We start from the raw sequence: 13,443 nt of genomic DNA, 5'->3' as shown, positions 1-13,443 counted from the left end.
CTCCACATTTTGTGTAGTGGTTGTTTCAGGAGATGCCTTTCCGCCATGAATGCCGAACAACTTAAACAGCTTGAAGACGACCTATGGTCTGCCGCCGACAACCTGCGGGCCAACTCCGACCTCAAGTCCAGCGAATACGCCACCCCGGTGCTCGGGCTGATCTTTCTGAAATTTGCCGACAACAAGTACAAGCGGGCCGAGCCGGACATCGCCAAAGAATTCGCGGAACTCAAGGGCACTCGCCGTGAAAAGCCAATTTCCGAAATCGCCATCCGGAAATGCGGCTTTTACCTTCCGGACCATGCTCGTTACCACTACCTGCTGGAGCTGCCGGAAAAGGAAGACCTGGCCAAAAAAATCAAACAGGCCATGGAAGCCATCGAGGAATACAAACCCGAGCTGGATGGGATTCTTCCAAAGGATGAATATGTCGCGCTTACTCGCACCAGCAATACCCTGCTGGCGGAGTTGCTAAAAAACCTCTCCGATATTCCGCACGATGCCAACGGTGACATCTTCGGTAAAATCTATGAATTCTTTCTCGGTAAGTTCGCCCTGAGTGAAGGCCAGAAAGGTGGCGAGTTTTTCACGCCTCCCTCGGTCGTTAAACTGATGGTGGAAATCATCGAGCCTCACCATGGCACCGTTTACGACCCGGCATGTGGGTCGGCGGGGATGTTTGTGCAGTCTCAGCACTTTGTGGAGCGCCACCGCAGGAAGCTGGATGAGCTGGGCGAAACTCACAACGAAGGCCAGCTCTACGTTTACGGCCAGGAAAAGACCCTGGATACCGTCAAGCTGGCCAAGATGAACCTGGCTGTCAACGGCCTGCGGGGCGAGATACGCCAAGCCAACAGTTACACCGAAAACCCCTTTGATGGCTTCGGCAAGTTCGACTTTGTGATGGCCAATCCGCCGTTTAACGTGGATGACGTGCCCCTCGCTGCCGTAGAGGACGACCCACGCTTCAATACCTACGGCTTGCCACGGAAGAAAACCAAGGTCAAAGCCAGTGAGCAGGGCAAGGAAACGGTTCCCAACGGCAACTACCTGTGGATCAACCTGTTTGCCACTTCCCTGAAGAACAATACGCCGGACAGCGGCCGGGCGGCGCTGGTCATGGCCAATTCCGCCTCCGATGCCCGCCACAGCGAAGCAGACATTCGCCGCACCCTGATTGAGAACAAGCTGATCTACGGCATGCTCACCCTGCCCTCCAACATGTTCTACACGGTCACCCTGCCTGCCACCCTCTGGTTCTTTGATAAGAACAAGCAGGACGACCGCATTCTGTTTATCGACGCCCGCAACATCTTCACTCAGATCGACCGTGCCCACCGGGAGTTCAGCGAGGAACAGATCCAGAACATCGCCATCATCAGCAAACTGCACAAAGGTAAGCCGGCCGACTTCATCCGATTGGTAGACAGCTACTTCCGAAAGGGCATAGACCAACTGCTGATCAATCGGGAAAGAGTTGAACCGGTCAGCGAGCAGTTACTGGACGTGCTGGATGACGCCCAAGGTAAACAGGCGGTGGACGACCTGATTAGTCAGTGGCAGGGCCTGAAAGCTCTGAAGCAGGCCAGCGATGACTACACAGAGGCGGCCGATCTGCACCTAACTGCACCGGGTGCTGTGGAGATTGCCAACGGCAAACAGCAGGAGCTGAGGGCGAAATTTGATCCCTTCTTCCAGCAACTGCACACAGGCCTGAAGCAACTGGACAAGGTAGTGCGCCAGCATGAAAAGGTCAGAGCCGAAGAAGCCCGAAAAGCCGGTAAGCGCACCACCACCGACCGTAATGCTCGCCGCCTGAAGGAAGCTTTGGAAGAACTGCACAAAGAAGTTCGAAGCGCGGAGAGCTACTACCAGCATATCCACTGGCTGCAGGAACGCTTCCCGAACGCCGAGTATGAGGATGTGACTGGCCTGTGCAAGCTGGCTACGCCGGAGGAAGTGAAGGAGCAGGATTATTCCCTGAATCCGGGGCGGTATGTAGGGGTTGTGATTGAGGAAGATGGGAAGACTGAGGAAGAGTTCACTGCCTCTTTGCTTGCGTGTGCAGATGAGTTAGAAGCCTTGAACTCGAGCTCTGATCAAAATCGGAGTGTCATTGCCAATAATCTGAAAATGTTGTTGGGGGACTAAAATGGCAAATCGAAAGCTCGGCGATGTTTGTGAGTTTATCAATGGTGGGGCATGGAAGGAGTCTGAGTATTCAGATAACGGGATACATGTTGTCAAAGTGACCAATATAGTGGCTGGCGAGATAGTGAAACGCCAGGATGATAGCTATTTACCTGATTCTAAACATGATAAATACCAAACGCATGAGTTGAGGGAGGGTGATATCGTGGTTGCGACGGTTGGTTCGCATCCAACTCAGCCTGGATCTGTCGTGGGAAGGACGACGAGAGTAAATCACACCTTTGCTGGCTCGTTTCTTAATCAGAATGCTGTGTGTCTGAGATTTCCACAAGCTGGGGAAATATGCTCGGAATATTTTGCGTATCTCACGAAGACGATCTTATTCAAGCATCACATTGAGTCACGGGCGAAAGGTAGCGCGAACCAGGTCCGGATGGGGATCGGAGAGCTAAAAAAATACGAGCATAACTTTCCAGCGCTCTCAATACAGAACAGAATCGCTGCAATACTGAGGGCCTACGACGATCTGATCGAAAACAATAAGCGCCGCATCACTCTACTGGAAAAAATGGCCGAGGAAATCTACCGCGAGTGGTTTGTACGGTTCCGATTTCCGGGGTGGAAGGAGGCGGAGTTTGAGAAGGGGCTTCCAGTTGGCTGGGCTCACCAGAAGTTAGCGGAAGCATTCGACTTTACCGGTGGTGGTACTCCGTCGAAAGACAACGACAGTTATTGGCGCAATGGTGACGTTGATTGGTATACGCCTTCAGATATTACGAGATCAAACTCGTTGTTTATGGCGAGTTCCGAGTTTCAGTGTAACGAGGAAGGTCTCCGGCGAAGCTCCGCAAAGCTGTTTCCGGCTTACTCGGTAATGATGACAAGCCGTGCAACGATTGGCGCAATTGGTATCAACACGAAACCTGCCTGTACCAACCAAGGGTTCATCACATGTGTTCCGAATGAGCAGTACCCGCTGACTTATCTGTATCACTGGCTCAAAACGGCAAAACCGCACTTTGAAATATTATCTGGCGGGGCAACTTTTCCTGAGTTAATCAAATCCACATTCAAGAGAATCGAGATTCTATCCCCTGATCAGAGTGTGGTAGAGAAGTTCGATGGACTAGTATCTCCGATGTTTAAGCAATTGGAGAGTCTGTCGAGACAGAACCGGAAACTGGAACAGACGAAAAACCAACTCCTCCCCCGCCTGATCTCGGGCAAACTCTCCGTGGAAAACCTGGATATCCAGTTCCCACCCTCCATGCAGAACGACAAAACAGAGAGCCCTGTCGAAGCCGTCGCTTGAACCCTCAGCAGTAATCAGACAAACTGTCACCAGATATAAATAAGTGGTGACGGTTTGTCTGATCCTAACTCCGCCCGGTCTTCCCGGGTGCAACTCCAATCCCTGTTCCGCCTGCACGGCGGCCAGCTCCGCCTGAGCGAGGCGCTGGCCCAGGGCATCAACCGGTACCAGTTCTATCAGCTGCGGGATGAGGGGCTGATTGAGCCGGTCAGCCGGGGCCTATACCGGCTGGCGGATCTGCCGCCTATTGAAAATCCGGATCTGGTCGCCGCCGTTACCCGTTTTCCCCATGCGGTGCTGTGCCTGATTTCTGCGCTGGACTGGCACGGCATCACCACGCAGATTCCCCATCAGGTGCATCTCGCGGTTGAGCGGGATGCTCGCCTGCCGGTTCTGGATTATCCCCCGACGGCGGGTTACCGGTTCTCCGGGCGGGCATTCAGTGAAGGCATAGAGAAGGCGACGGTGGATGGCATCACACTGCACGTCTACAGCCCGGAGAAAACCCTGGCGGACTGCTTCAAGTTCCGCAACCGCATCGGTATGGATGTGGTGCTGGAAGCGCTGGAGCTCTACCGCACCCGCAAAAGCTTCCGGCCAGGCAAACTGATGGAATATGCCAAGATCTGCCGGGTTGCTAATGTGATGGCACCCTATGTGGAAGCCAAGCTGTGAATAGAGTCAGGTTCTTAATGGAATAAACAAACGTGAAAGGAGTTCACTATGGCCAAAAATGTCGCCGCGTCTGTTCGTCAGAAGCTGCTGAATAAATCCAGGGAAGAGAAGCGCCCCTTTCAAGAACTGTTGCAGTATTACGGGATGGAGCGGTTTTTATACCGGCTGAGCCAGTCGCCCCATAACCACTGTTTCACCCTCAAGGGCGCGCTGATGCTTTGGGCCATGCAGGGGCCGAACAGCCGCCCGACCCGGGATATCGACATGCTGGGCGAGACCAGCAATGAGCCTGATGCTATTCTGGCACAAGTTCGTGATGTGATTGCTGCGGATGTTGTCGATGATGGTCTGCGCTTTGATCCGGACACTCTGAAAGTGGATAGCATTACCGAAGATGCCGATTATCAGGGGCTGAGAGTGACCTTCACCGGTTTTCTCGATAATGCCAGAATCCCGATGCAACTGGATATCGGGTTTGGCGACCCGGTTTTTCCCTTTCCCTCCTGGTTGGAGTTCCCGGCCCTGCTGGATTTTCCTTCAGCCAGAATTCAGTGCTACACACCGGAGTCTTCCATCGCTGAGAAGTTTCAGGCAATGGTGAACCTTGGCGAACTGAACAGTCGGATGAAAGACTTTTATGATATCTGGCTGCTCTCGCGCCAGCATGAGTTCAGATTGGAAAATCTGATGGGTGCGGTTGAACGCACGTTCCAGACACGCGGAACGGAAATCCCTGAAACCGGTCCCTTTTCTGCCGCTTTTGTAGACAGCAAGCAGCCACAATGGCAGGCTTTCCGTAAGCGCCTTGGCCAGCCCCATGCGCCAGAAGCGTTCGCGGAGGTTGTAACGGTGGTGATTGAATTCGTTGCGCCTGTGATGGCAGGTAAGGCTGCGGATGCCCCCGAGCAAATCTGGCACCCACCCGGTCCATGGAGTCGGCAGGCCGATGGCTAGTTTTATTTCGGAAGACAACATCGAGCAGGCGCTGTTGCAGCGCCTCCAGCATATTCACGGTTTTAACGTGCTGGATTGCTATACCGCAAAGCCGGAAGACCTGAACGACGGCTCTCACCGGGCCGACAAGCGAGATGTAATCTTCCCGCTCGAGTTGAAAAAAGCCTGCCTCGAACTGAACCCCGGCATCCCTGAAAACAAGATCGATGAAGCCATTGAGCGGGTGATGAACCGGCGCACCGCCATGTCGCCGATTGCCGCTAACCGGGAATTGTATGATTTCATCCGGGATGGGGTGCCGGTTCAGTTTGATGATGAGAAAGGTATCAAACAGCACGAAAAGGTGCAGATGATTGATTTTGATGATCCGAAGCAGAACCGCTGGCTGGCGGTCTCCCAGCTTTGGATAAAATCCGTGGGTCAGGCTCCCAAGGGTGCTTACCGTCGCCCCGACGTGATTCTCTACATCAATGGCCTGCCATTGGTGTTCGTTGAGCTGAAAAACTCCAATGTGAAGCTGCGGAATGCTTATGAAGACAACCTTCGCAGTTACCGGCACGACATACCGCAACTATTCCACACCAACGCCTTCTGTGTTCTCTCGAATGCTCTCGAAACCCGTGTGGGCAGCTTTACGGCAGGCTGGGAACATTTCTTCAACTGGTTCCGTGTGGAGAACGAAAAGGAACCAGTAGATCGCAAGAAAATTTCTGAGCAGGCAACCAGTCTGGAGCATGCAGCAGACGGTGTCTGCGAGCCTTCCCGATTGTTGGACTACATCGAGAACTTTGTGCTGTTTCACAAAGGCGAAACCAAGATCATCGCCCAGAACCACCAGTTCCTCGGGGTTAATAACGCCTACGATCGTTTCCTGAACCGCCGCGAATACGACGGCAAGCTGGGGGTGTTCTGGCACACCCAGGGCTCGGGCAAGAGCTTTTCGATGATTTTCTACGCCCGTAAGATTTTCCGGAAAGCCACGGGCAATTTCAGCTTTGTGGTGGTCACCGACAGGCAGGACCTGGATGGGCAGATCTACCGGAACTTCCTCAACACCGAGACCGTTCGCAAGGAGGATGTTGCGCAACCGGCGAACGCCGAGGAAATGCGCAAATTTCTGGGGCAGAACAAGAAGGTGGTTTTCACCCTGATCCAGAAATTCCGCTACGACAAGGGCCGAAAGTATCCACAGCTGTTCGATCCGGATAAGGAAAACCGGGAAGTCATCGTGATGGTGGATGAAGCTCACCGTACGCAGTACAAGAATCTGGCGGAGAACATGCGGGCGGGCCTGGCGGGCGCTCACTTCCTCGCCTTCACCGGTACGCCTTTGCTGGGCCGGGATCGCAAGACCAATAGCTGGTTCGGTGATTATGTATCCGAGTACAACTTCCAGCAGGCCATGGAAGACAATGCAACGGTGCCGCTTTTTTATGAGAAGCGTGTGCCAAAGGTTCTGATACAGAACGATGATCTTGGGGATGAGTTTTACGAGCTTCTGGAAGACGAAGATCTGGACGATGCCCAGCAGGAAAAACTGGAGAAGAAGTACGCCCGGGAACTGGAAGTGATCAAGCGGGACGACCGGCTGGATACCATTGCCAGAGACATCGTTTATCACTTCCCCCGCCGTGGTTATCTCGGCAAAGGCATGGTAATTACCCTCGACAAGTTCACCGCCGTGCGAATGTACGACAAGGTGCAGCAGCACTGGAAGGACGAACAAAAGCGGTTGCTGAAGCTGATCAAGGAATCCACAAACGAGATCGAGAAAGCACGTTTCAAGAAGATCCGGGATTACATGAAAACGGTCGAGATGGCCGTGGTGATCAGTGATCCCAAAGCCGATGAAGAGAGGTTTGAACGCCAGGGGCTGGATATCAAACCCCACATCAAACGCCTGGATCAGCTTGATGAACACATGCACGACGTGGAATACAACTTCAAAGACCCGGAACACCCTCTGCAACTGGTGTTTGTGTGCGCCATGTGGCTCACCGGGTTTGATGCCCCCACGGTATCAACCCTGTACCTCGACAAACCCATGAAAGGCCACTCCCTGATGCAGACGATCGCCCGGGCCAATCGTGTCGCTTCATATCGGATCAAGGGCCATAGCGGCGATCTGGTGGAGAAAAAGAACGGCGAGATTGTTGATTACTACAACGTGTTTCGCAACATGCGTAAGGCGCTGAAAGATTATGCGCAAGGAGCGGATGGCGAAGCACCGCCGGTCCAGGAGAAGTCGGAACTTTTTAAATTGTTGGATGATGCCGTTGTCCAAACGCTGGAATTCTGTCGAGAGCGCGATATTGAAATGGAGGTCGTCTTCGAGAAACAGGATACGTTCAAGAGCATCGGCTTCTTTAACCAGGCGGCGGATACCCTGTTAAGCAATGAAGAATGGCGAAAGCAGTTCAACGTCTACGAAAACACGGTGACGGCCCTTTACGAGGCATGCAAACCGGAGGTTTTTCAGTTCCACGACAACCTGCGAATTGCTGCAATCCAGTACCTGCGGGGCGTTGTGGATGCTCTGGTGGAACAGGCGGACATTGATGAGGTTAGCCAGAAGATCTCCGAGTTGTTGGATGAAAGCGTGGTGGTGGACAACGCAGAAGCGTTTAGCATCAAGGACCACCGGGCGGAATACGAAATCGTCCAGAAAGGCCAGGGCTGGGATCTGAGCAAGATCAATTACGACAAGCTTCGGGAAGATTTCGGAAAAGCAGAGTACAAGCATATTGAGATCGCGGAGCTCCGGGCGTTTATTGAAAACAAGCTGCAACAGCTTCTGGAACAGAATCATACCCGCACGGACTTTGCCCAACGGCTTCAGGAGATTATCGACAAATACAATTCCGGTAGCTCATCTGCTGATGCATATTTTGAGGATCTGGTTCAGTACGTTGGTAATCTGCGGGAGGAATCCGAGCGCCATATTCGGGAAGGGCTGACGGAAGAAGAGTTGGAGATCTATGACCTGCTCAAGAAAGACAAACTCACCAAGTCGGAAGAGCAGAAGGTCAAGTTGGCGGCCAAGGATCTGATTATCCGGTTACTGGAAGGGCACCCCAAAGTACTGGTTCAGGACTGGTGGAAAGATGGCCAGACTCAACGGGCTGTAAAGGCTGCCATTGAAGAGGTTCTGGATAAGGATCTTCCGGAAAGCTATGACCGCGTGGCGTTCAAGGAAAAGTGCGACAACGTGTTTGAGCTGGTGGTGGAGTTTGCGGCTAGTGGTCGGAAGTGGGTGGCGTAGAACTGGGCAGCAGAAAACCGTCAAATACCGGGCGATATCGTTCCCGCAATTTTATCAAACTCTTCTTCTGGAAAGCTCAAAATAAGGATTGAATCGGGGTGTTCCTCACTGAATAAATAACCAGTTAGGTAGTTACGATACTGTGCAGAAAACCCTGTGAATCCTGATGAAAAGCTCAGTGGTTTTGTTTTAACGGCCTCTGACTCAGAGTCGGATCTGAGCTTGCTTAGAAAATTGGATGTTGAAGAAATGTTTTCGGGTATTGGCTCAACCCGGATAAACCCGATAGCTTTCCCATTGCGAAAGAAGGAAGTGTCGTTCTCGTCGATCCGCACCGCATCAAATAAAGATGATTGAACCGACACCGCGTAATCTTGACTGGGTGAAAACGATATTGGCTGGGTCGATGCACAACCGGAGAGAATCGAAATGAGTATGACGGTTGCTATGAGCTTCATTTTTTCAGGCGTCCTTGTCTTATCCGAGAGAGGCTTCCAGTAGACTCCTGAATTGTAACCCACGAGTCAATTTGCAGGTAAGGCTGATTTTAATCGACCCATGGGCGAATGGTTCTCCTGCTGCCCGAATAACCCTGATTGCCCATTTTCGGATACCGTTTGCGGGAGCAAGTAGGTCTTTGGGGTTCGGAACAGCATCTATCCATCGACTGCATTCATCGGTCTCAGTAATCAGTTGAGCAACAAGCTCTAGTGTTTCAGCAGTTATGCTACCAGCATGAAACCGGCTTGCGATGCGCTCACTGTAAAAGGCAGTGATTACGGCCTGAACCGTGGCGACTTCTTCCTCAGTTAAATTAATGTTGCTCACTATCAATCTCCCTTTGATAGTTGGAATAGAAAAAGAGGGGACATAGCCCCTCTTTGACATCAAAGCGTAAATTACGCCTCGATTGGCGAACGCCAGTCGTCTGCACCGGAAGTGCCGGCAACAGTGTGCTCCCAGGTTACTTTGCGGTAGGACACGGAAACGGTGACCAGTTGAGTGAAGTCAGCGCTGGCAGCATCCTGGCAGTGTGGCATGTTGCAGTTGATGTCGATGATGGTGGCATCTTCCAGGATGGTGGAGAAGAAGTGCTCCTGCTTGCCTTCTACAGATGTGCGGTACCACTTCAGCTCAACCTTCGGCAGCATTTCGCCGGAAGCCAGAGCGTTGTACATCAGCGGAGTGGATTTGTTCAGTGCGGATGTGAACTTGAACGGCTTATGCACGCGTTGGCCGGAAGGCTGGCCAGACTGGGGATCGGTAGGAACGGTAACAACGTGGCTGAATTCCTGTACCAGTACTTCGTCTTCATGGCCTTCAACGTATATGTTGCCGACGGAATCGGATGTGAATGCACCGGCGGTGATGTTGCCCTGGGTTTTACCTTCAATAGCGATATAACAAGGGGTTGGCATAGTCTGCTCCATGACGTTTAAGTGAATGTTCGTCCCCGAGGTGTTCCCTGGACGAGATCACTTAGAGCAAGGCGCATACCAACGCAATAAACTCTATTTAAAACAGTGGCATAAGATATTCATAGGCGGTGCGCCAGGGTTATGAGCAAACCCTTGCCTGGCGACCGGGCGAGCCTTTGCTGGCCGGGCAATTTATTGCCCGGATCACGGTCGATACGCGAACGACAGCATCAGAGCGAGCAACAACAGAGCTGATAGCCCTTGCCAGAAACCTACTGGATGGCGTTCGATCAGGGGTTTTCGGTGCTGTTGGTTCCAGTGATGACTGGGCTGTCGCAGATCAAACAGGAATTCAGACAGTGCCGGATAGCGTTTGTGGGGTTCGGGGTGCAGGGCCCGGGCCAGGGCCTCATCAACCCAACCGGGCAGGTCGTCCCGGCACAGGCGGGCGGGATTATAGCTGAGCTTACGTAACTGGCTCTGGTTGCGGATGCCTGGCACGCGGGTGCCATACGGCAATTGGCCGGTCAGCAACTGATAGGTGATCACACCGAGAGAAAACTGGTCGGCCTGCCAGCCCGAGGGTTCCCCCAGAAAGGTTTCAGGAGCGCTATAAAGCGCCGCGCCCCTGGGCCAGCCGGGCTCATCATGCTCTTGGAGTTCCTGTAAGCCGGCGATGCGGGTAGCGCCAAAGTCGATGAGTACCGCGGTGCCCTGGCTATCGATCAAAATATTTTCCGGCTTCAGGTCCTGGTGCACCATTTCCAGCCGGTGAAAAGCCCGAAGCCCACGAGCTATCTGTTCTACAAACTGGCGCACCGTCTCCAGATCCGGACCCGGATTGTCCTGCAACCACTGCTTGAGGCTGATTCCCTGCACGTATTCGGTGGCCAGGTACAAGCAGCTGCGCTGTCGTTCCGGAGCAAAGGGCCGCACCACGTGGGGACTGTTGATGCGTTGGGCCACCCATTGCTCAGTAGCAAAGTGGTCCAGCGCTCCGGGATCCTGCTGCATTTCCATGGCCGGTACTTTCAATGCAACTTGTTGGTTGCTGGCCTGGTCCACTGCCAGATAGACATGGCTGCGGCTGCTGGAATGAATCTGCCGCAGAGTTCGGTAGCCGTCCAGCGGCTGCCCCGGAACCAGCTCCGGTGCCAGCGGCAGTTGGTGGGCATCCCGGGTGACTTCTTCATTGCTTTTGTTGGCGGGTATCGAGTCCACCCGCACAATCTGTGCACTCAGGTTATCTTCGCTGCCATTGGCGAGTGCAGTGGCAATCAGCTGTCTGGCCGCAGTGTCCAGATCATCGCCGGATTCGCGGATGATCCTGGCCATGCTGCTTTCCGGCAGGTGCTCGTAAACGCCATCCGTCGCCAGCACAAAGGTATCACCGGGCCACACCGGAACGGTCAGATAATCAATGTCCAGTTGCGAGCTCAGACCCATGGCCCGATTCAGGCAGCTGTCATCCCGGGATAGCCAGACCCGGTGATCGGTAGTCAGTTGTTCCAGACCCTTACCCTGTAATCGGTAGATGCGGGCGTCGCCTACATGAAAGATATGGGCTGTGGCGGATTTCAGGATCAGCACACTCAGGGTGCACACATAACCACGATCCTGATCATACCGGTACCGGCTTTGCCGGGTCTGGGCATGCAGCCAGGCGTTGTTTGCCCGCAGCACCCGCTGGGCGCACTGTTTGACCGACCAGCTGTCCGGCGTTGAGTAATAGTCACTCAAAAAACCAGCGACCGCAGACTCACTGGCAATCTGGCTAACGTTGCTGGAGCTGATGCCGTCGGCGATGGCCACAACAACACCTTTGGACCGGAGCTGTGGATTTTCTGGAATTATCAGGCCATGAAAGTCCTGATTAACCGGCTTCTGGCCTTTGTCCGAGTGCTGGCCAGTGGTAACAGAAAGCTGGATGGTCATCCGTTTCGCGCCTCAGGCAACGACACAAAGCCCGGGGGTGCGGCCCACGGGCTTTGTGTCCACGTCAGTCATTTAGTTGGAACGCGCCAGTTCACCATTAAAACTGCCAGGCACCGTGCGTTTGGGTGCTGTACGAATGTGCGTGGTGTAAAGGGTGAGACCGGTAAAAGACAGGCCGCCTACCAGGTTGCCCAGGACCGTCGGGACCTCGTTCCAGATGAAGTAGTCCATAATCGAGAACTCGCCGCCCATCATCAGGGCGAACGGGAACAGGAACATGTTGACGATTGAATGCTCAAAGCCCATGTAGAAGAACAGCATGATCGGCATCCACATGGCCAGCACCTTGCCTGGCACCGTGGTTGAAATCATGGCGCCAACCACGCCCATGGAAACCATCCAGTTGCACAGCATGCCGCGCAAAAAAATTGTCATCCAGCCCGCAATGCCGAATTCGGCATAACCCAGGGTTCGAGCCTTGCCTACGCTGGCAATCTTATCGCCTACTGCACCGGGGTCGGTGTTGAAGCCGTAGGTAAAGACAAAGGCCATGATTACGGCCACTGTCAGCGCACCACCAAAGTTACCCAGGAACACCCAGCCCCAGTTACGCAGAATGCCTTTGGTATCGACTCCAGGGCGTCTGTCCAGAAGAGCCAGTGGAGTTAGCATGAATACCCCGGTGAGCAGATCAAAGCCCATCAGGTAAAGCATGCAGAAGCCCACCGGGAACAGTATGGCGCCCGCCAACGGGCTACCGGTCTGAACAGCCACGGTAATGGCAAAGACTGCAGCCAGAGCCAGAATGGCACCGGCCATGAAGGCCCGGATCAGAACGTCTCGCGTGGCCATGTAGATTTTTGATTCACCAGCGTCCACCATTTTTGTGACGAACTCCGAAGGCATGATGTAAGACATAGGGTAATCCTCTGTGCTTTTCTGGCCGTCTTTCGACAGGCGAAAAAAAACGGCGCCGCTCACAAGCTACCGTTGGATTGGCAGGTGTGAGCAGACGCCGTCGTCTGAAATAAACTTGAGTGTGGGCAGACAACCAAGGCCTGCTAAACAAGTCTCAGCAGGTGTCGTGCCAGTCTTGTCCGTTTTCTGAAAAGGCTTTTTATTCAATGGGTAATACGAGATAAAGCGCTCAGGGAAGGTTCGCGCAGCGGGGGTTTTCCTGCACCGGCTCAGTGCTATTTGGGCAGCAATGGTGCGGAAATTCAGCGCAGGCTGAATCTGACGGGGAGTGCGTAGCGAAAGGTTTGGCCAGACATGCCATCGGGGACTGAAGGTAATGGAGCCGCTTTCTCCAGCATGGAAAGGGCGGCTTCGTCCAATAAGGGGTGGCCGGATTCTGTGCGCAGGCTGTGGCCGAGGAGTGAGCCGTCCCGGCGGAACTCGAAGGTTATAACCGGGGCGCCTTCCTGCCCCAGCCTGCGTGCCCGGCGGGGATATTCGTAGAACCGGGACAGGTGCCGGCTGAGCCGTGTCAGGTAATTCTCGACTGCCGAAGGATCGCCGGCATTCTGCAGTGGAACCGATGACTGCGATTGAGACTCTCCTTCTTCAGGCAACAGCTCTGAAGCGTTGCTGGCCATAGCCTCTGGCGGAGAATGATCGGTGGTTGACGAGGGTTCGGCTTCCGCGACCATTTCTGGCTCTGGCTCTGGCTCTGGCTCTGGCTCTGGCTCTGGCTCTGGCTCTGGCTCTGGCTCTGGCTCTGGCTCTGGCTCTGG

Annotated in this window: 11 protein-coding genes; 5 read left to right on the top strand and 6 right to left on the bottom strand. The window is 53.8% G+C overall.

Annotated elements, in window-relative coordinates; genetic code table 11:
- Positions 1–45: 45 nt before the first annotated feature.
- Genes ACN0V1_RS02095 through ACN0V1_RS02075 form a run of 5 tightly spaced genes read left to right on the top strand, consistent with a single transcriptional unit; the run spans position 46 to position 8,354 of the window.
- The gene (locus ACN0V1_RS02095; RefSeq protein ID WP_417543392.1) at positions 46–2,151 is read left to right on the top strand and encodes an N-6 DNA methylase; all 2,106 of its coding nucleotides are present in this window, start codon (positions 46–48) and stop codon (positions 2,149–2,151) included.
- Between the two features lies 1 nt (position 2,152).
- Positions 2,153–3,463 (top strand): restriction endonuclease subunit S, encoded by a 1,311-nt coding sequence (locus ACN0V1_RS02090; protein ID WP_417543391.1) that lies wholly within the window; start codon positions 2,153–2,155, stop codon positions 3,461–3,463.
- Between the two features lie 54 nt (positions 3,464–3,517).
- A complete protein-coding gene (locus tag ACN0V1_RS02085; protein ID WP_417543390.1) occupies positions 3,518–4,138 on the top strand; it encodes a type IV toxin-antitoxin system AbiEi family antitoxin domain-containing protein in 621 nt (206 codons plus the stop codon).
- A 48-nt stretch (positions 4,139–4,186) separates the two neighbouring features.
- The gene (locus ACN0V1_RS02080) at positions 4,187–5,092 is read left to right on the top strand and encodes a nucleotidyl transferase AbiEii/AbiGii toxin family protein (RefSeq protein WP_417543389.1); all 906 of its coding nucleotides are present in this window, start codon (positions 4,187–4,189) and stop codon (positions 5,090–5,092) included.
- Positions 5,085–8,354 carry a type I restriction endonuclease subunit R gene (locus ACN0V1_RS02075; protein WP_417543388.1) on the top strand — a complete coding sequence of 1,090 codons (3,270 nt, stop codon included), beginning with the start codon at positions 5,085–5,087 and terminating at the stop codon, positions 8,352–8,354. Before ACN0V1_RS02080 ends, ACN0V1_RS02075 begins: the two co-directional genes overlap by 8 nt.
- A 20-nt stretch (positions 8,355–8,374) precedes the next feature.
- On the opposite strand, the gene ACN0V1_RS02070 is transcribed toward ACN0V1_RS02075, so the two are convergent.
- The 6 genes from ACN0V1_RS02070 to ACN0V1_RS02045 all read right to left on the bottom strand — a co-directional run.
- Entirely contained in the window at positions 8,375–8,812 is a 438-nt protein-coding gene (locus ACN0V1_RS02070) for a hypothetical protein (protein ID WP_292275737.1), read from the bottom strand.
- Positions 8,813–8,831: 19 nt separating this feature from the next.
- Entirely contained in the window at positions 8,832–9,182 is a 351-nt protein-coding gene (locus tag ACN0V1_RS02065; protein WP_292275736.1) for a hypothetical protein, read from the bottom strand.
- Positions 9,183–9,253: 71 nt separating this feature from the next.
- The gene (locus ACN0V1_RS02060; protein WP_417543387.1) at positions 9,254–9,772 is read right to left on the bottom strand and encodes an Hcp family type VI secretion system effector; all 519 of its coding nucleotides are present in this window, start codon (positions 9,770–9,772) and stop codon (positions 9,254–9,256) included.
- 204 nt (positions 9,773–9,976) lie between these two features.
- The gene (locus tag ACN0V1_RS02055; RefSeq protein WP_417543386.1) at positions 9,977–11,707 is read right to left on the bottom strand and encodes a protein kinase domain-containing protein; all 1,731 of its coding nucleotides are present in this window, start codon (positions 11,705–11,707) and stop codon (positions 9,977–9,979) included.
- Between the two features lie 72 nt (positions 11,708–11,779).
- The gene (locus ACN0V1_RS02050) at positions 11,780–12,625 is read right to left on the bottom strand and encodes a formate/nitrite transporter family protein (protein ID WP_417543385.1); all 846 of its coding nucleotides are present in this window, start codon (positions 12,623–12,625) and stop codon (positions 11,780–11,782) included.
- A gap of 302 nt (positions 12,626–12,927) precedes the next feature.
- The coding region (locus tag ACN0V1_RS02045) for an energy transducer TonB (RefSeq protein ID WP_417543384.1) at positions 12,928–13,443 on the bottom strand (516 nt) is incomplete at its 5' end.

Origin of the sequence: Marinobacter sp. (assembly GCF_048266785.1) — a bacterium.
Classification (GTDB): Bacteria; Pseudomonadota; Gammaproteobacteria; order Pseudomonadales; family Oleiphilaceae; genus Marinobacter.
The sequence above is the reverse complement of the archived record's forward strand: the minus strand, read 5'-3'. Positions and strand labels throughout refer to the sequence as shown.

Bases quoted from the DNA above. Each gene is read 5' to 3' on its own strand.
- ACN0V1_RS02050 (WP_417543385.1), bottom strand. From the start codon at position 12,625: ATGTCTTACATCATGCCTTCGGAGTTCGTCACAAAAATGGTGGACGCT.
- ACN0V1_RS02090 (WP_417543391.1), top strand. From the start codon at position 2,153: ATGGCAAATCGAAAGCTCGGCGATGTTTGTGAGTTTATCAATGGTGGG.
- ACN0V1_RS02055 (WP_417543386.1), bottom strand. From the start codon at position 11,707: ATGACCATCCAGCTTTCTGTTACCACTGGCCAGCACTCGGACAAAGGC.
- ACN0V1_RS02095 (WP_417543392.1), top strand. From the start codon at position 46: ATGAATGCCGAACAACTTAAACAGCTTGAAGACGACCTATGGTCTGCC.
- ACN0V1_RS02060 (WP_417543387.1), bottom strand. From the start codon at position 9,772: ATGCCAACCCCTTGTTATATCGCTATTGAAGGTAAAACCCAGGGCAAC.
- ACN0V1_RS02070 (WP_292275737.1), bottom strand. From the start codon at position 8,812: ATGAAGCTCATAGCAACCGTCATACTCATTTCGATTCTCTCCGGTTGT.
- ACN0V1_RS02075 (WP_417543388.1), top strand. From the start codon at position 5,085: ATGGCTAGTTTTATTTCGGAAGACAACATCGAGCAGGCGCTGTTGCAG.
- ACN0V1_RS02080 (WP_417543389.1), top strand. From the start codon at position 4,187: ATGGCCAAAAATGTCGCCGCGTCTGTTCGTCAGAAGCTGCTGAATAAA.